The organism is Xenorhabdus griffiniae (assembly GCF_037265215.1).
Taxonomy (GTDB): Bacteria; Pseudomonadota; Gammaproteobacteria; order Enterobacterales; family Enterobacteriaceae; genus Xenorhabdus; species Xenorhabdus griffiniae.
This window is the reverse complement of record NZ_CP147737.1, coordinates 4622208-4641133: the sequence shown is the minus strand read 5'-3', so window position 1 is coordinate 4641133 and position 18926 is coordinate 4622208. Positions and strand designations below refer to the sequence as shown.

Here is an 18926-nt window from a genome sequence, read left to right as displayed (position 1 = left end):
ACCCCATTTATTCGTTAGGAAACAAAAAAGGGTTCAGGCTACTGCGGGCAAAACCTTCTTCTTCCATTTTGGCATCCAGAATCAATGACGCCAGATCATCGGCCACAGCATCGATATTCGGATCTTTTTCCTGATACAGAATTTTGAGATAACTACCACAATCACCACAACTCTCTGCCTTGATTGCCGATTGCTCACTCTCCAGTGACCAATAACTCAGGTCACGACTTTGTTCACAGTTACTGCATTTGATACGGACAACATGCCACTCGCTTTCACACAGGTTACAATGCAAGTAGCGTAGCCCTTGGTGAGTGCCGATTTGCACCACACTGGCAACCGGCATACTGCCACAGATCGGGCAAAACTGACGATGTTCTCCATATTCCGCCCGTGCCTTGCCGGGGATCAAACTGGCCATTTGTGCCCAATAGACAGATAACGCTGCCCAGACAAATACCGCCTGATCAGCACTAACTTTGCTGAATTCACTATTAAACAGCGCACTCGCCATCTCTTCTAACTCTTGTTCTGAATTTTTTGCCAGATTTTCGAGGGCAGGTTTCACATGTTCAGGTACGGTAGGCAGCAATTCTGCAATCAGTGCGTGCAGAATATTCTGCCAATGCTGGGTACGGTGCAATGTTTTGCAATCCAATGGGACACGAATTTCTTGCTGGGAATGACCAAGAAGCTCATCCAATTCTATCTCCAGCGGATTGTCATACCACGCTTTTTGCTGTGCCTGGGCAATTTCTGCCGCAAAATTCAGGTAACTTGCAAATGGATTGCTTTCGGTTGCCAATGTTTTCAGGCGTTCAGCGCGCTGCTGGTAAAGTGTTTTCAGGTTAGCAAACAATAATGGGGGAATAGGGGCAATGCGAATACTCATGAATCTTACCTTCCAGTTATGTTGAATGTCAGTCCCCAACCATCTTACCCCGCCAAACAGCGGAATGGCATTGCCAGATCCTATCGATTTCAAGTTACAAACCACAAAGCAGTAACGTGGATAAATTTCAACACAAACTTACTGCCATCACAAAAATTCAGGTTAGACTATTGAATAATCTTAAAGGGGAATGGTGGATATGACAGCGTGATAACCAGCACTCTTCTTAGTTGAAATATAGATATATTGAAGAGGTTGATAATGAAATTAACACCTGAAAAATTGTTATCTGCAATAGAAAAATACGCTCATACTTCCGAGAAACAGCGCTCCTTAACGCCAAAGCAGATACAGTGGTTTTCCGATCCAGAAAACGTCTTCTTGTTGATTAGCCTGGCGCTAGCGCTGCCCAAGGAAGCGATGACGGAGATAGGAGACAGTATTAACCATTGGCTTGAAGTTGCCATAGCGGAACTTGCATTAACAGCAAACAAATTGCCTGCTGAAACTAAACAATTGTTCGAAGAGATCATTGAGCAAATTTTGCTGAATACCAAAGAAGAATTCGAAATTAATAGCGAATGCATGTTGTTATGTGTATCAGTCCTGAAAAGAAATCAGTTTCATATCAAAACTGACATCACCCAGCTACTGGATGCGCCTCAATCTACTGATGACACCAACATAGCAACTTTCCCTAAAAAATCCTTAAATTTGAACCAACTGTTTAAGCAGTTTGAAATTCATTCTGGCATTGAATTTATTGACTTTTTTGAAAACGGTCTATCCATCATTCCTCATGAAGCCTTATCTCATCTGTTGGCGGAAGTTGCCAAGCATTCATGGGGTATCGATGCCCTGCTATTACTCACCCAATACTTTGAAGAACCCGTCGCCCTTGCCTGTGCGCAAACATTGGACGATTGCCCTTCTTCTGCATGGGCAAACTTATCCTATCTGCAACTGATCAATCTGTGTGCACAATTTAACCGCCATCCTGCCATTCACTCCTGTTTTAAGCGTTGGAAAAAAAAGGCGATGTCGCACCACAGTAAGCCGCGGGAAACAGCGAAGATACACGAATTATACGTCACTCATGTTGATGGCAATGACTGTGCCAGCATGATGATGACGATTACACTGGATGGTCAAGAATATCAAATGAATATGATGCTAGATTTTAAATCTGGTATCCGCGAAAGCTTTATGAATATTGCTCCTGAGAGCACAATCCCCGAACTGATTGAAGAGTTGAGCAATAATAGTGAAGCATATGTTGACTTTACTCCGGTCTCCCCTGACTGGCTGCAACAAATTTTACCGTGGATATTTTCAGTCCAGCAAAATCAACATACCCCACTCGATCTCAACTCACTTTATTGGTTGTCACAACTTCCCGTCGAATGGACACAGCCAGAAGCATTTGAGCTTGAACACTGGAGCCAGAAGTTCGGGTATAAAGCTGATCTGAAGCGACAGGATCAGAATCGTCTTGGCATCACCATGGGTTCATCATTAATATTGTCTTGGCTGGCGCCGGAAGAATGCCTGTTGAAAGCGAAAAAACCCAGGGATTTATTGAAGCTCTATTACTACGCAAACCGCGAGCTGTTTATTGAACGTCTGACTTATTCCGCTTCAATTGAACAATACAGATTGCCACCACAAGCGCCATATCTGGTAGAGCAATATTTAGATTTGGCCTATGCCCTCAGAGATCCTGGATTAAATCGCAAGAAATTTGCCTTATTTGATACCTTGTCTGAACTCAGCTTTGAATATTTCTACATGGAACAAGAGGAAGAGATTGAGCCGCAAGGTTTGGTTGTTAAAGTGAGTTTATTCGATGCAACACCCGCCGTATGGCGCCGGCTCCGTGTCAGCAATCAACTCACACTCAGTGAATTTCATGATGTGATACAAACTGCTATGGGCTGGGAAAATTCTCATCTATTCAGTTTTAGTTTTGCAGGAATCGATATTCCAGAAGAACAGTATGACCAATTGTGCATCGGTGCATTTCTGGAGGAAGCCGGCGATGAATTCAACTACCAATATGACTTTGGCGATGATTGGTTCCATCAAATAACAGTCGAGAAAGTGTTGCCAAAAGATATTATCCAGCCTGAAGTGACCGCAGGTAATGGCATATGTCCGGCAGAAGATTCCGGTGGCATTTGGAGTTGGAACTATTTGCTCAAGTTGAGAAAAAAGAAACTCCTGACTGAAGATGAAGCAGAACAATTAGAACTTGTGGGATTATCCCCAAGTGAGTCACTGGAACCTTTTGATAAACAGCAGATTAATAAGAGGCTCAAGACACTCATCAGTCAATAAAAGTCAATAAACCGGAGGAGAAAAATGGCCTCCGGTTTCCCTTACCTTCCTGAGAACCAAGATATCCATTTTCGACTACTGATGGCTACTTAAACAGATCAGCATGGCTTCCAACACGGTACAATATCAGTTCTATATCAGTGCGTTGATAAATTAAGAGTAAATCTGGAGCACCGTGGCACTCCAAGTAACCAATATAGTTACCAATTAATCGATGCTCTTTATATTTAGGCGGTAATGGCAGGCCTGTCTGCAAAAGCGCAAGAGTTTCGAGGATAATCCCTTGCACTTTTTTGTTGTTAGCATACTTTTTGGCATCCTTTTTAAACCGACTCTGGTAAACAATTGTCAACATGTTCTACCAATCCAAATCATCTCTCAGTTCGTCAATTGTATTGACTCGATGAACTCCTTTACCATTTTCCAAGTCACGAATAGCTTGTAAGGTTTCGCTATTTGGCTGAAAAAATCCATCGGGAAGTTGTCCCTCAACAGCCAGCCGGTTAACAAGCATACGGATAACGGTAGATAAATCCAACCCCAAAGCCTTAGCATTCGCCATAGCTGCTTCTTTAGAAGCTGAAGATACTCTGGCTCTTACGATGGTCTCAATCATACAAACGCCCTCATTTATTGTACAAACAATGATCATTGTAGCCATATTGTAGCCACAAAGCAACGTTTATCAATTACTACAATAACCTTAAGAACAATAACTGTAGAAATGAGCCAGAGTACACAAAATACCCTGCCTCAAACTCACTCTTTCTCTTTTTGCTGCTCTTGTTTCACCATTTCACGATACCAACGTGGATGATGTTTTTTCGCCCAGCCACGTGTGACCCAACCTTCTACCATTGCCCGCACTGATCCCTTCACCCAAAACGCCGCATAAGCATGGATGATAATCGTCAGGATCAAACCAATCGCCGCCAGTGAATGAACCAGCAAAGCAATTCGGATCAATGGAATAGAAAAATATTCCGCAAAATACGGGCGCCAGATAATAATGCCGCTAATAAGCAGGAGAAACAGGCAGAGACTTACTAACCAGTAAATGCCTTTCTGTCCGAGGTTATACTGTCCGATATCCCCCGCTTCCTCATTATGCAGTACCTTGTGAATATTTTTCGCCCATTCGATATCATCCCTGTCGATCAGATTATGTTTGAAATACCTGAAAAACATAAAGACAAACAGAAAGAACATCACCGAACCCGCAAACGGATGCAATATCCGTGACAATTGCGGCGTACCAAAGATATTCATCAGCCAGTTCAGGGAGGGGAAGAAAAAACCTAATCCACTGATGGCGGTAAACAGGAAGCAAATCACAACCGCCCAATGATTGATTCGCTCAACCGGAGAGTGACGGATAATGATATCGTTACGCTTTTTCATTTCTTCACCTCCTCATTATTTGCCTTGTCCGAATCAACCTCTTTAAGTGCGCTTTCTTCCTCTTCTCTGGAAATACGGTTCGGACCAATACCCACGTAATGGAAAACGGCAGCAGCAAAAGTCGCGGCAAAACCGATTGCAGCTAATGGCTTCCAGATACCTTTCCAGAAGGTGACAGTTGGGCTTATAACCGGATTATCCGGCAATCCATGATAGAGTTGAGGCTTATTGGCATGGTGCAGCACATACATAACATGGGTTCCGCCTACGCCTTCAGGATCGTACAGACCGGCATTTTCATAGCCACGCCCCTTAAGCTCTTCAACCCGCTCTGCCGCCAGCGCTTTCATATCCTGCTTGCTACCGAAATGAATCGCACCGGTTGGACAAGTTTTCACACATGCCGGTTCTTGTCCTACACCAACACGGTCAACGCACAAAGTACATTTGTAGGCACGATTATCTTCTTTGTTGATACGCGGTACATTGAATGGACAACCGGCAATGCAATAGCCACAGCCGATGCACTGTTCTGACTGAAAATCAACGATGCCATTGGCATATTGAATAATCGCGCCTTCCGCCGGACAAGCTTTCAGGCAACCCGGATCGGCACAGTGCATACACCCATCCTTACGGATCAACCATTCCAGCTTGCCATGCTCCTCCACTTCGGAAAATCGCATCACTGTCCATGACTTCGCTGTCAGGTCAGCCGGATTATCATAAACGCCAACGTTGTGCCCAATTTCATCACGAATGTCGTTCCATTCTGAACATGCTACCTGACACGCTTTACAGCCAATACAGGTTGTCACATCGATCAGCTTTGCCACTTCTTGCTGGTGATCCCGCACTCGAGGCGCGGGAGTCAATGAATGGGTGGCAGAGCGACGAATAATGTCCTGGGTTTGCAATGACATAATTTTTCTCCCTCACACCTTTTCCACATTAACCAGAAATGCCTTGAATTCCGGCGTCTGCGTATTGGCATCACCGACAAACGGCGTCAGGGTATTCGCAATAAAACCTTTCTTCGCCGCGCCCAAAAAGCCCCAGTGAATCGGAATACCGATGGTATCCACTTCACGGCCGTGAACATTCAAGGTACGAATACGCTTCGTCACCACCGCCTTGGCCTTGATATAACCACGGCTGGAGCTAACTTTAACGGTATCGCCTTGTTTGATGCCCTTTTCTGCCGCCAACCGTTCACCAATTTCCACAAACTGCTCTGGTTGGGCGATGGCGTTTAACAACGCATGTTTTGTCCAGAAATGGAAATGCTCAGTCAGGCGGTAGGTGGTGCCGACATAAGGGAATTTATCGGCTTTCCCCATGGCTTCAAAATCGCTCTTGAACACACGGGCTGCTGGATTGGAAACCACATTCGGATGTAACGGATTGGTTCCCAGCGGCGTTTCAAACGGTTCGTAATGTTCAGGGAACGGTCCTTCTGCCATTTTGTCGATGGCAAACAAGCGCCCCATACCTTCTGGCTGCATGATAAAAGGTCCAACATCCGTTCCTGGGGCTGCGTTGCTGTAATCTGGGATATCCACTCCGCGCCATTTATCGCCATCCCATGCAATCAACTGGCGTTTGGGATCCCACGGATTGCCCTGTGGATCAGCAGATGCGCGGTTATACAGAATGCGGCGATTCAGTGGCCACGCCCATGCCCAACCCAGTGTATTCCCTATCCCGGATGGATCAGCATTATCGCGGCGCGCCATCTGGTTACCTTCCGGCGTCCAGCTTCCAGCGAAAATCCAACAGCCGCTGGCGGTAGTGCCATCATCACGCAATTGAGCAAAAGAGGATAATTGCTGCCCTTTTTTCACCAAAACATTGCCGTTGTTATCCAGCAAATCAGCCAAAGCGCGACCGTTACTTTCTTGGGCCACCTCTTCCGCTGTTGGTGCGTCAGGATCGAAATAATCCCATGTCATGCTCAAGACTTGTTCTGGCGCAGCACCGCCTTCTTCACGGTACAAATCACGCAGGCGCTTGAAAATGCCCGACAAAATTTCACCATCCCCAATCGCTTCCCCTGGCGCGTCCGCACCTTTCCAGTGCCATTGCAGCCAGCGAGCTGAATTGACTATTGAGCCATTTTCCTCGGCAAAACAGCAACAGGGTAAACGGAATACTTCAGTCTGAATGGTGGCAGGATCAACATCGTTGAATTCACCATGATTTTGCCAGAATGATGACGTTTCGGTACTGAGAGGATCAACCGTGATCAGGAATTTCAGCTTCGACAAAGCGGCGACGACTTTGTTCTTGTCCGGGAATGATGCTATTGGATTGAAGCCCTGACAGATATAGCCATTCACTTCCCCTTTCGACATCATTTCAAAATATTGCAAGACATCGTAAGGCTTATCCCACTTCGGCAACAAATCGAAGCCCCAATCATTCTCTTTACGGGCATTATCACCATAAAAACTCTTCATCAGGCTGACAAAGAACTTCGGATAATTTCCCCAATAGTTGACCTGACCTGTAACGGTGGCTTTTGGTGTGTTCGCCTGCAAATAAGTTTGCAAGTCGGCCTGTTTCTCCGATGGCAGGGAGAGATACCCCGGCAGGCTTTGGGATAACAACCCCAAATCTGTCAGTCCCTGAATATTGGAGTGACCGCGCAGCGCATTGATGCCACCGCCTGCCATACCCATATTACCGAGCAGTAATTGGATTATCGCCATTGTACGGATATTCTGGGCGCCGATGGAGTGTTGCGTCCAACCCAGTGCATACAGGAAAGTAGCGGTTTTGTCCTTCGCGCTGGTTTCTGCCAGATATTCACACACCTTGAGGAAATCTTCCTTCGGTGTTCCACAGATATCAGTCACGACATCCGGTGTATAACGACTGACATGAGTTTTCAGCAAGTTCCAGACACAACGTGGATGGCTCAGCGTTTTGTCCCGTTTGGCAAAACCCTTCTCATCTAGCTCATAGTGCCATGTCGTTTTATCGTACTGGCGATTTTCAGCATCATAGCCACTAAACAGGCCATCATCGAATGAGAAATCTTCCCGCACAATCAGGCTAGCATTGGTGTAAGCCTCGACATACTCACGGTTAATTTTTTCATGGGTTAGCAGGTATAAAATTACACCTGACAGGAAGGCAATATCCGTACCAGAACGAATAGGCGTGTAGAAATCCGCCACGGATGCCGTACGGGTAAAGCGAGGATCGATAACAATCAGTTTAGCGTTGTTGTGAATTTTAGCTTCCATCGCCCAACGGAAACCGACAGGATGTGCCTCAGCAGCATTCCCGCCCATCACGACAATCAAGTTCGCATTCTTAATATCCACCCAGTGGTTGGTCATCGCACCGCGACCAAATGTTGGAGCAAGACTTGCTACCGTTGGTCCGTGTCAGACACGCGCCTGGTTGTCTACGGCAAGCATACCGAGAGCGCGACTAAATTTCTGCGATAGAAAACCGGTTTCGTTACTGGCCGCAGACGCACATAACATGCCTGTTGTCAGCCAGCGGTTAACCGTCACACCATCTTGGTTGGTTTGGATAAAATTGGCATCGCGATCTTGTTTCATCAATCTCGCGATACGATCGAAGGCTTCATTCCAGCTTATTCGCTGCCATTGATTGGAGCCAGGGGCACGATATTCTGGATAGTGCAGGCGATTTTTGCTGTGCACAAAATCCACCAAGCCAGCCCCTTTAGGACATAAGGCACCACGGTTTACAGGATGATCCGGGTCCCCTTCGATATGAAAAATAGTCGATTTGGCATTTTTGGCGCCATCACCAAGGCTGTACATCAATAATCCACAACCGACAGAGCAGTATGTACAGGTATTTCGGGTTTCACGCGCACGCAGCAATTTGTAGTTACGTGTTTGCGCAATCGCGGCGGTTGGGGCAAACCCCAGCGCGGCTGCCGTCGTACCCGCCATACCGCCAGCGCAGATCTTAAAGAACTGCCTTCTGCTGACTTGCATGGGGGATCTCCTCACTCACATTGCTCATTAACACACCGCATGACAGGAATTCCGCGGGTGTATTTGCTTCTTATCAGGACACAGATTGATAATATATTATCCACACAAACAGTATTATGAATCAAACTATTGGGGAATTCATTAATGAAAAATAAAAGGTCAGAAAATGAGTTAAATATGGGAGGGATCAGCGGTGTTTTTCGCACCAATGTACAACAAAAAAATGCCAAACAAAGCGGCTCCTTGAGCAGTCCAACGCCGGATTGGGTAGCAGAGGAAGTCCCTGTTGCATTGGTCTACAACGGTATTTCCCATGTCGTAATGATGGCCTGTCCGAAAGATCTCGATCATTTTGCTATCGGGTTTTCCTTGTCAGAAGGGATTATCACATCTGCGCAAGAAATTCGGGGGATTGATGCGATAGTTAGCTGCCATGGCGGCATTGAACTGCACATTGAGCTTTCCAGCCGCCGTTTTGCGGGATTAAAAGAGCGCCGAAGCAATATGGCTGGCAGAACGGGTTGTGGTATTTGTGGCACCGAACAACTCGCAGAGATCTTTCGCCCAATTACGCCCCTGCCTTTCACCCAAACGTTTTCACTCTCCTGCCTTGATGCTGCGCTTGCCCAATTACCACATGTTCAGGAAATCGGCACACTTACCGGCTGTACCCATGCGGCAGGTTGGATTGATCCAGAGGGCAAATTGCTTGGTGGTTGTGAAGATGTTGGCCGCCATGTTGCACTGGATAAGTTACTGGGAATGCGAGCAAAAACAGGCTGGCAACAAGGTGCGGTGTTAGTTTCCAGCCGTGCCAGTTATGAGATGGTTCAAAAATCAGCTAATTGCGGGGTAGAAATTTTATTCGCCGTTTCTGCCGCAACCTCACTTGCCATTCAAGTCGCCCAGAAATGTCATTTAACGTTGATCGGATTTTGTAAGCCAGGGCGAGCAATAGTGTATACCCACCCTCAACGATTAGTGGATTAATTGAAATCCACCAACTCAATCTATCCTCAAAAATAATGTAATTTTGACCAATAATTAAACAAAATAAAAACATAATCATAACTTATGGTTTACAGCATTATTTAGGCAACATACATTTTATTTGTTGTGCATTTATTGAGCATTTTTGACACCAAAAGTTCAGGACGTTCTTATAACAGGATGACTACATATTCAATATTCAGAGAGACTACTCATCATGAAAAAAATCAATATATTCATCGCGATGTTAGGAATTCTTGGCGTTACAACACAAGTTCAGGCAAAAGTTGGTTATGGTATAAGCCAACAAGAAACCGACCCACATCTTATAATCGGAGAGGTAAATGGTGAACCCGCTCTGGGTATCACTTTACCTATAGTAAAAGGTAAGTTATTTCCTGCCTCTCAACTAAAAGGTCTCGCCACACTCGACAATAATGGCATCTATCATGCCGAAATTGATGGTTCTCTTTTCGATATCGAGGACCAGTATATCGATATCGGTCAGATTCCCAATACAGAAGTTTACTTTGGAGAATGGGCCCAAAAAACGCCTGATAAATCGGATGTCACTCATACTGTTTTTTATGCGGGCGAAAATGTGACAACCAATCTGCCAACAGGTGGCACTGCGTCCTATACAGTAAAAGGCTTAAGCCAGTATAACGGCAATAATCTCCTCTCCGGCAAACTCGTCGCAAACTTTGATACCAAAAAACTGGATGGCTCACTGAGCAATGGTTCACTCAATATTGGTATCGATGCCAATATAAATGATGATGCTGGATTTTCCGGTAAGGCCACAGCCAACAGCAATATTAATGGCGTTACCGATGGAAAATTCTTCGGTGATTCCGCTTCCTCTCTGGCAGGGTATGCCAAATTTGATAGCGACAGAAACAAAGATACTGCCTTCGGCGGTACTAAAGAATAATTATTAATTCCCCAGAAAGCAGTGTCATTTTGTTTGGGCGCTGTTTTCTCTTCATCTTCTTTACCCGATTTATTTCAAATAAATAGGTGGCTTATGAAGCGGATTTTGCTATGTCTGATCAAAAAAAAGTGACTGCAAAAGAAATATTGCCAATATTTCTTATCATGCTGCTGCTCTCATTATTTTCCCCGATCGTTTGCGCCACTGAAAATATTAGCCCCAAGATTTGGCAAGAAGCACGATACAGTCAACAACACTATCAACAGGAAATTGAAGTCCCAAACGCGGCTTCTATAAAAGTGGAAAATAATTTTAAGGGCATCAGTCAAGCTCTGTACCTTGCTATTAACCACCAGCAGTGGCAAAACGTCAGGCGCCTTTTGCTAATTTATCAAAAAATTCCCGGGTACGATCCGTTACTTATCGATTTTGCTCAAGGCGGACTCGCACATCTTGCAGGGAATTTAGCGCTGGCGACTTCTTATTACCAAAAGATCCTACGTCAAAAACCGAATTTTACTCGCATTAAACTGGAGCTGGCTCGTGTTTATTTTGAAGATCACAAAAATCGGGAGTCCGAGCAGCTATTTAAAGAAATCAGTAAACAATATCAATTACCAGAAATGGTCTTGAAGAATATTGACCGTTATCTGGCCGCAGTAACCCAAAGAAATGACTGGGGCGGTTCATTCTCATTTGGCTATGCCTATGACGATAATATAAATATGTCTCCAAATCAGAAACCCATCTGTCTGCGGTCTATCAAGGGACAGTGCATCATTGAACGGAGCATACCGCAACCTATCAAAGCATGGGGCGGAACTTACAGCGCTACTTTAAGCCGACGTTACCCGCTTGTCGGCCATCATGGCATTTTTGGCCGCGGGTTGATTTATGGTGAAAATTATCGCAATTATCACGACGAAAACGAAAATATGTTCTTGCTGACCAGTGGTTACAACTACAAAAACAGGAACCAGGATTTATCCTTTGGCCCTCTATTTGAATATCAACAGCGGGCAGGGAAGACTGAATATCATGCTATCGGTGCCAAAATAGAGTGGCAATGGGCTATCACCAAACAAACCATCCTTAATGTTGAACTTGGACATAAGAAATTGAGTTATCAACCGCTTTACCGCAGGAAAGACGGCGAGCTTTCCTCATCCTATTTCAGCCTATCTCATGTTATCAATGAAAAATTAATTCTGTTTGGTGGCGGCAATTGGAGCTATCGAAATAATCAATACCCGGCAGATCGCTACCAACAATGGAGCATCAGTGCGGGAATAGCTGGACAACTCTATCCCCGCATTAATGGCTCACTGCTTGTTACTCTGAGGCAACAACGTTTCGGTGCTTACAGCGCATTATTGGGTGCCAGACGCCAGGACAATGAACAAATCTATACTGCCGCCATTAAATTCCCAGCCGCTAAGATATTGGGCATGACACCCTCTTTAACTTTCCGCCATCGACACAATCACAGTAATGTAAGCTGGTTATACAGTTATGATAAAAACGAGATACAGATACAGTTAGAAAAATCTTTTTAATCGAGGCTATGGTACATCCACAAATTAGGCTCAATGTAATAAGCCATCTGCTTTTCAACATCTACCACCAATGGCACCAGACCACCCGGAATGACGTATTCCCCGCTTTGCGGAAACTTCATGCCTGTCCATTCCTGCCACTGTTCCAAAGTGCCATAAATATCCATGGAGCGCAGGGCGGGCTTGATGATTTTGGCGCCTAATCGACAATGAGTACGTATCCACGGATCAAATGGTTCGCCTTTATCATTTTTCCATCCGCAATATTCGATAAAGTCTTGTAGGGGATATTGGCTTTTCAAACTTGGCCTGACAGGAACAACCAGCCCCTGCAACCGCGCATCTCTGGCAGTCTGTTTCAAGCTATTAATTAATAAAGCCGGAATATTTTGCCCCCGAAACGCAGGATCAACCGTCACACTCAGGGCAGAAACCAGGTTGGCTTGCACCTTTCCTTTCGCTTTCCCACCAGCGTCAAATACAGCATCCCATCCTTCATCAGGCAATTGATCTAATGAATGATTTTCCCAGGGAAAAGGAATTGAGTTCAGCAGGCCAATAAGACGCTCTTCTTTCCCTTGTTGCAGAACAGCAAGTTTTTGAAAGTGACTAAAACCAGGCTCATATAATTTATGCCAATGTTGTTCAGCGACTGCATCATAATTCATAAATAGAGGCCAATTGTTATCAATAAGCTCCTCTACCTCATCAACAAGATCTGTCCTTTCTTCAGCAGACTGAATAACAATCTTTGCTTCCATAATACATCTCCACTTAGGCTTTTTCAGCCAGATAGATATATGAAAACTATATACCCAATGAATTTCAAGTTGCGGCTTGCAACTCAATGTAATTGTTTATATCTCCCCGCGTAGCGGGGAGATATAAGACGCATCTTAAAAGGCGATTGGTATATACCCTTTATTCTTTTAAATAGCGGCTTTCTACAACACAGAAAATAAAGATATGGGTAAACATGTAGTTGATTCGTTCTTTGCGCTCAAATTTCACCATATCTCATTATTTTCCACAACAGGGGATGCCTATTTCCCCATATAAAATATATGTATTAACTCTATTTAATTATATGAGTGGTTATACGCATTAAACTTCAAGTTGCAATTTACAACACGCTATGAAATGTGATTTCTCCCCCGCTTTGCGGGGAGAAATTACACTCATCTTGAAGTTAGAGATTGGTGTAACCCCATTAATTTAATTACATTAGAAATTTTTTTAATCCTAATTAATTTGTTAACAACAAAATAACCTCAGTTAATAAAATCTACCAACCTCACATTTTCAAAAAAAATCAGATAGGTTAAACCTTGCCCAAAATGTAAAAAATAAAATAAAAATCAATAAAATAAAAAAAGATATTGACTAATAAACCCCATTATTAGCGAAACAAATAATAATAATTATCATTTACATTATCATTTGAACGGTGTACGTTTTTCTCGCGCGATAGATCAGGCCGTTTTTAAGATTGGGTAACGAGGGATCCCCCACTCCAAACGAGGATAATGATGAAAAAGTTCAACGTATTAATCGCCGCTTTAGGCACATTGGGATTTATGGCACAGGCTCAGGCAGAAGTTGGTTTCGGGCAGAGTCAAATAAGCTCACCATCATATGTCAAGGTTGGTGAAACTCAAACAGGTTCAAATTCACACGGTGGTGCGAATGGCGCCCCAGGCATTGGAGTCAGTTCAATCGGTGGAGGAAAACTTATCGGTTTTTCTGGCTTAACTCGCATGGCACCAACGGACAGCAATGGTATTCATAATATCTCAAGAGCAGGTGCACCAGGCTCTCATGGCGGGATGGGGGTATTCCATTTCAGCAAAGTTGCCAATGCTGACGTTTATTTTGGTGAATGGTCTCAGACCGGTCAGGCTGGTGATAGTACCCATACGGTTTACTATGCAGGCAAGGATATCACTACCAATATGCCAACCGACGGTACAGCAACCTATGTGGTGCAAGGTATTAACCAATACAGTGGTGACAATGCACTCTCTGGTACATTGACCGCAAACTTTGGTGAGCAAACGCTAATTGGCTCTATGTCAAATACTGCGATGACATTAAATATCGATGCCGACATCTATGATGATGCCAGATTTGAGGGTGATGCCAAAATTGGTGACCTTGCAGGGACAACAGAAGGTCACTTCTTTGGTGACAGTGCTTCCAGTCTGGCCGGATATGCCAAATTTGCAGGTGATAGTTCCAAAGATACCGCTTTTGGTGGTTCTAAACAGTAATCATTAATTTTTTCAGAGAACAATGCCATTTAGGTATTGTTCTCTGTTTTATTTAACGGATTTATTTATTGCCATTTATTTTTTAACGTGGGCTTTGTGATCTGGTTTTATGATGTCTGATAATAGAACAACCCCTATATTATTAACGGCACTTATGGCTTTATGCCTGTCCCTGCCAACATATGCCGATGAAGATACCAGCCACAAAATCTGGCAGGAAACACAGCACAATCAACGAGAAAATGAAGCTAATCTGATTACACCCGACCCCGATTTTACTAAAAATGGTTCATCGTTAATTGTCATTAATGGACAGACATTTCAAGTAGAAAACAACCTGAATGATATCAGCCAAGCACTCTACCTTGCCGTCAACCACCAACAGTGGTCTGATGTTAAACGCTTTCTGGCTGCTTACAAAAAAATGCCAGGGCATGACGTTATGTTGGTCTCCTTTGCCCAGGGTAGCTTGGCTCGCTTTGAAGGGAATTTGGATCTTGCCGCCTATCATTATCAACAAATTTTGAACCAACAACCGGATTTCACACGTATTAAATTGGAACTGGCCCGCGTCTATTTTGAAGATCATAAAAATTGGGAATCTGAGCAACTGTTTAACGGATTAAGCAAACAGCACGAATTACCAGAAACAGTTGTGAAAAATATCGACAGCTATCTAAAAGCAATAGCATTGAGAAATGGCTGGCGCGGCTCTTTTTCGGTCGGTTATGCCTATAACAATAATGTGAATATGTCTTCTGAGTCTCCCCCCACTTGCCTAATCCCTAATCCTAACGGTGGCTGTCATAAAGAACGCCATATACCAAAAGCCATCAAAGCGTGGGGGATGTCTTATGACGCGACATTAAGCCGACGTTACCAACTTTCCGGTCATCATGGCATTTTTGGCCGTGGCCTGATCTATGGTGAAAACTATCGTGATTATCATGATGAAAACGAGAATACATTTCTGCTGGTCGGGGGATACAACTATAAAAGCAAGAACCACGATGTCTCCTTCGGTCCTCTGTATGAATATAAACAACGTGCTGGTTATACCTTCTCTCACTCCATAGGTGCTAAAACAGAATGGCGATGGGTATTAACCAAACAAACAGCCCTCAATGTTGAACTTGAGCATAAACAAGTACGTCATCAACAAAGTTACCGTTGGAAAAATGGTGCACTAACCTCTTCCTACCTCACCCTATCCCATGCTATCAGCAAAGAATTTGTTCTGTTTGGCGGGGGTGACTGGGTATATCGGAATAATGACCAGCATCCTACTGATAGTTATCAACAATGGGGCTTTCGGGCGGGGATAGCCGGACAGATTTATTCCGGTATTAATGGATCGCTGTTTGCCACACTAAGAACACGCCACTTTGATGCTTATAATCCGATATTTGAAGTTAAACGGCAAGAGAATGAGCAAATATATACCGCTGTTATCAAAGTCCCTGCCGCTGAAATATGGGGCATGACACCTTCTTTCACTTTCCGCCATCGACGCAACCACAGCAATGTGGATTGGCTGTATAGCTATAACAAAAACGAAGTGCTGATCAGACTGGAAAAGTATTTTTAATTAAAGTGGAAACATCAATGAAATACCGAATTAAAATACAGTTCACCCCCACCACAATTGCATTGTCACTGGCATTATCACTAATTGCCCCACCCCTATTTGCCGAATCTAAACCTACAGCCACAACCTCAAATAGTAAGACAGATCTAGGCAAGATTCGTGTCACGGATAACAGTGATAAAGATGAAGAGGGTTATAACGCAGTCTATGACAAAGATATTTCCAATATTTATATCGGTAAAGAGCAGATAGAGCGCTACAAGGGCGCTTCTCCCGCCGATTTAATTAAAGGTGCTGTCGGTGTATATAGCGGTGACGCCCGCAATAGCGGTGCCCTGGATGTCAATATCCGTGGTGTTCAGGGACAAGGGCGAATTCCCATCACCATCGATGGCACAGAACAGGCTATTACCGTCGGGCGTGGTTATAATGGAGCCAATAACCGTAACTACATCGATCCAAATTTAATCAGTAGCATTGAAATCGAAAAGGGTCCTTCTCTGAACCGTAAAGTTAAAGGATCAATCGGTGGGGCAGTATCTATCAAAACTTTGACCATTGATGACGTGGTGCCGAAAGGGGAAACTTTCGGTATCAATACTAAGCTGGAAACCAGTAGTAACTCTGTGAGAGAGCACACTCCGTCCCTGCCATTGGGACAGGATTACCGCGATATTCCTAACTTTATCCAAAACAAGGTGGAAACCGATCCAGAGTTGCAAATTACGCCTCATTCATCGAAAGACAATAAACTGTTTGGTTTCAAAGATAATGCCTTCCGTATCGCATTAGGAACACGGCAGGAATATTTTGACCTAATGCTGGCCTATGCATACCGTCGTCAGGGTAACTATTTTGCCGGCAAAGGGGGCGCCCATCGCTATGATGAACTCATTACGGAAAACGACAGGGAGCTCATGAAAAATGTCCAGACAACACTGGACCCCTATCTGCCTTTTGCCGCTCGTATCTATCACCCCGGCAATGAAGTTCCCAATACTTCCAGTGAAATGCGTTCTGTATTAATTAAAAATACTTGGCGTTTCACCGAAGATCAGGTTCTACAGTTGGGGGTTCGCAATACCCATATGGAATTTGGCGATATCATGCCTTCACGCTTAGGCTGGGTCATACCCGAAGAAAATAAAGTTCCTCAATGGCCATTAGCGAAAGTTCTCCAGAAAGCTGCCAACCTGACCTATAAATGGCAGCCTGAGAATAACCCCTATGTCGACTTCGACATGAACTTATGGGCAACTCGCACTACCAGCAATACCAACACCGCCGGAGGATATCCGCGCTCTCCTGTTGACAGAGACTGGCGTTGGGAAGATGGTCTTAAGGGCAGAAACGCCAATATCGATGGCACATTGATCAATACCGCTCTCACCCATTCTCAAAACAATCGTTGGGGTATCGATATTTCCAATAAATTTACCCTGCACCCGAGTTTAGAACTGACTTTAATGGGAAATTTCCAACGGGAACGCCTTGATTCCAATGATGATTATGATTCACCTAATCTATATTTCGATCAGTCACCGACACGGAAAGGACAACGTCAGGAAATCAATCTCGCCTTTAACTTTAACTGGCGACCAGCTTCATGGCTGGAACTGAATGCAGGAGCCAAGCGTGTTTCTTATTGGTCTCAAGATGATTTGCTTAATGAACGGCGTGCCGTAAAAGATAGCCATTATCAGAAACAACGGGAAACCATTGGACATGAAATAAGTTATTGGCGAGTACCAACAACAGAAGAAGCTTATTATATTAATAAAAGATGGGGTAAAGAATATTCCAATCTGAGTAGAAAAGAAAAAAGAGAATTACGTAATAAAATAAAAGAAATGGCTCTTAAAACCGATCGCAGTGGACAGGATCATTGGATGGTTAATGAAAAATTCACTTGGAAGTACGATCCTAGTAATGGCAAGCTCAGTAAAAGCGGTAACCTCTATTTCAATGGCCAATTAGACATGAATGAAAAGGTTATTGACCCAATAAGCGGCAAAGAAGTCTATAAATATGAATACGGTGAGAGAGCTGACGCTACTGGCGTACAAGGCCCTGCTGTTGACGATCTCTGGGAAACTGCGCCAAAACGTAAGGATCACGCTTGGGCACCCACTTTCTCCGCGACGGCCTATGTCACCGACGATTTCCGTATTTACGCCCGTTATGCCGAAGCGGTAAGAATGCCCAGCATTTTTGAAGATACCGTCGGTTTTTCAGGCTCTCCAACCAACCAAATAGGTCATAAATTTAAGCCTGAGCGCGCCAAAACCGCGGAAGTTGGCTTAGTCTACGATGTCAGCCAATTAGTCAAAGCTGAACGCCATGCCGATATCAAACTCTCCTATTACAACACCCTCATTGAAAATGTGTTCGACCGGGACACTACCTATAAATTCTCCCAATTGGACAAACAAAAATTGGCTGGTTTGGAACTACAAGCACGTTATGACAACGGCAGTTTCTTTGCCGATATGGGGTTGGTCTATAACATGAAAAACAAGGTCTGTGACAATAACTCTGTCATGATACTGGATTCCCAGAATCGTTATGGTATACCTGAATGTATTGATGGTGGTTTCCCTGGCGGTTATTTACGTACCTCTATTCAGCCTAAATACTCAGCTAACCTGAGCGTCGGCGGCCGCTTGTTTGATGAAAAACTGGAGCTAGGCAGCCGAATGCTCTATCACAGTAAGGCAGAAAATAAAGATGAAAAATGGCTGATGAATGCCTTACCGGATATTTATAAAGGACAGTCTAATAACCCAATGCGCTGGAATCCGGTGTTTACGGTTGATGCCTATATCAACTATCAAATCACTCCGGCTATATCCATAGAGTTAACTGGCACAAACCTAACTAACCGCTACTATCTCGATCCGCTGACACGTTCGATGATTCCAGCGCCGGGCAGAACTTTTAAACTCAGTTTGACCAGCCAATTTTAGGGGCTTGAT

General features: G+C 44.2%; 14 protein-coding genes. 7 read left to right on the top strand and 7 right to left on the bottom strand.

Features of this window, described 5'->3' with window-relative positions; genetic code table 11:
- Window positions 1-7: 7 nt before the first annotated feature.
- Entirely contained in the window at window positions 8-892 is an 885-nt protein-coding gene (gene fdhE, locus WDV75_RS21315) for a formate dehydrogenase accessory protein FdhE (protein ID WP_273557822.1), read from the bottom strand.
- A gap of 261 nt (window positions 893-1153) precedes the next feature.
- Between fdhE and WDV75_RS21310 the strand changes: the two genes are divergently transcribed.
- Window positions 1154-3229 (top strand): plasmid pRiA4b ORF-3 family protein, encoded by a 2076-nt coding sequence (locus WDV75_RS21310; RefSeq protein ID WP_273557823.1) that lies wholly within the window; start codon window positions 1154-1156, stop codon window positions 3227-3229.
- Between the two features lie 85 nt (window positions 3230-3314).
- On the opposite strand, the gene WDV75_RS21305 is transcribed toward WDV75_RS21310, so the two are convergent.
- From WDV75_RS21305 to fdnG, 5 genes are all read right to left on the bottom strand, one after another.
- Window positions 3315-3584: a type II toxin-antitoxin system YafQ family toxin gene (locus tag WDV75_RS21305; protein ID WP_273557824.1), complete on the bottom strand. Its 270-nt coding sequence runs from the start codon at window positions 3582-3584 to the stop codon at window positions 3315-3317.
- A gap of 3 nt (window positions 3585-3587) precedes the next feature.
- The gene (locus WDV75_RS21300) at window positions 3588-3791 is read right to left on the bottom strand and encodes a type II toxin-antitoxin system RelB/DinJ family antitoxin (protein WP_338805470.1); all 204 of its coding nucleotides are present in this window, start codon (window positions 3789-3791) and stop codon (window positions 3588-3590) included.
- Window positions 3792-3988: 197 nt separating this feature from the next.
- On the bottom strand, window positions 3989-4630 hold the full coding sequence (gene fdoI, locus WDV75_RS21295) for a formate dehydrogenase cytochrome b556 subunit (RefSeq protein WP_273557826.1): 642 nt from the start codon (window positions 4628-4630) through the stop codon (window positions 3989-3991).
- Window positions 4627-5553, bottom strand: a complete 927-nt coding sequence (gene fdxH, locus WDV75_RS21290) for a formate dehydrogenase subunit beta (protein ID WP_273557827.1) — start codon at window positions 5551-5553, stop codon at window positions 4627-4629. The genes fdoI and fdxH overlap by 4 nt, the downstream gene beginning before the upstream one ends.
- Before the next feature lie 12 nt (window positions 5554-5565).
- Entirely contained in the window at window positions 5566-8613 is a 3048-nt protein-coding gene (gene fdnG / locus WDV75_RS21285) for a formate dehydrogenase-N subunit alpha (protein WP_273557828.1), read from the bottom strand.
- Window positions 8614-8757: 144 nt separating this feature from the next.
- Here fdnG and fdhD point away from each other — a divergent pair, with 144 nt between their 5' ends.
- From fdhD to WDV75_RS21270, 3 genes are all read left to right on the top strand, one after another.
- Window positions 8758-9603, top strand: a complete 846-nt coding sequence (gene fdhD / locus WDV75_RS21280) for a formate dehydrogenase accessory sulfurtransferase FdhD (protein WP_273557829.1) — start codon at window positions 8758-8760, stop codon at window positions 9601-9603.
- Between the two features lie 217 nt (window positions 9604-9820).
- Window positions 9821-10537 carry a Slam-dependent surface lipoprotein gene (locus WDV75_RS21275; RefSeq protein WP_273557830.1) on the top strand — a complete coding sequence of 239 codons (717 nt, stop codon included), beginning with the start codon at window positions 9821-9823 and terminating at the stop codon, window positions 10535-10537.
- 110 nt (window positions 10538-10647) lie between these two features.
- Window positions 10648-12093 (top strand): porin family protein, encoded by a 1446-nt coding sequence (locus WDV75_RS21270; protein WP_273557831.1) that lies wholly within the window; start codon window positions 10648-10650, stop codon window positions 12091-12093.
- Here the strand turns inward: WDV75_RS21270 and WDV75_RS21265 are convergent.
- Window positions 12090-12854, bottom strand: a complete 765-nt coding sequence (locus WDV75_RS21265; RefSeq protein WP_273557832.1) for a transferase — start codon at window positions 12852-12854, stop codon at window positions 12090-12092. The two genes, WDV75_RS21270 and WDV75_RS21265, sit on opposite strands and share 4 nt — an antisense overlap.
- Before the next feature lie 768 nt (window positions 12855-13622).
- On the opposite strand from WDV75_RS21265, the gene WDV75_RS21260 reads away from it, so the two are divergent.
- From WDV75_RS21260 to WDV75_RS21250, 3 genes are all read left to right on the top strand, one after another.
- A complete protein-coding gene (locus tag WDV75_RS21260; protein ID WP_273557833.1) occupies window positions 13623-14363 on the top strand; it encodes a Slam-dependent surface lipoprotein in 741 nt (246 codons plus the stop codon).
- Between the two features lie 112 nt (window positions 14364-14475).
- Entirely contained in the window at window positions 14476-15951 is a 1476-nt protein-coding gene (locus tag WDV75_RS21255; RefSeq protein WP_273557834.1) for a surface lipoprotein assembly modifier, read from the top strand.
- A gap of 17 nt (window positions 15952-15968) precedes the next feature.
- The gene (locus WDV75_RS21250) at window positions 15969-18917 is read left to right on the top strand and encodes a TonB-dependent receptor domain-containing protein (protein WP_273557835.1); all 2949 of its coding nucleotides are present in this window, start codon (window positions 15969-15971) and stop codon (window positions 18915-18917) included.
- Window positions 18918-18926 lie beyond the last annotated feature (9 nt).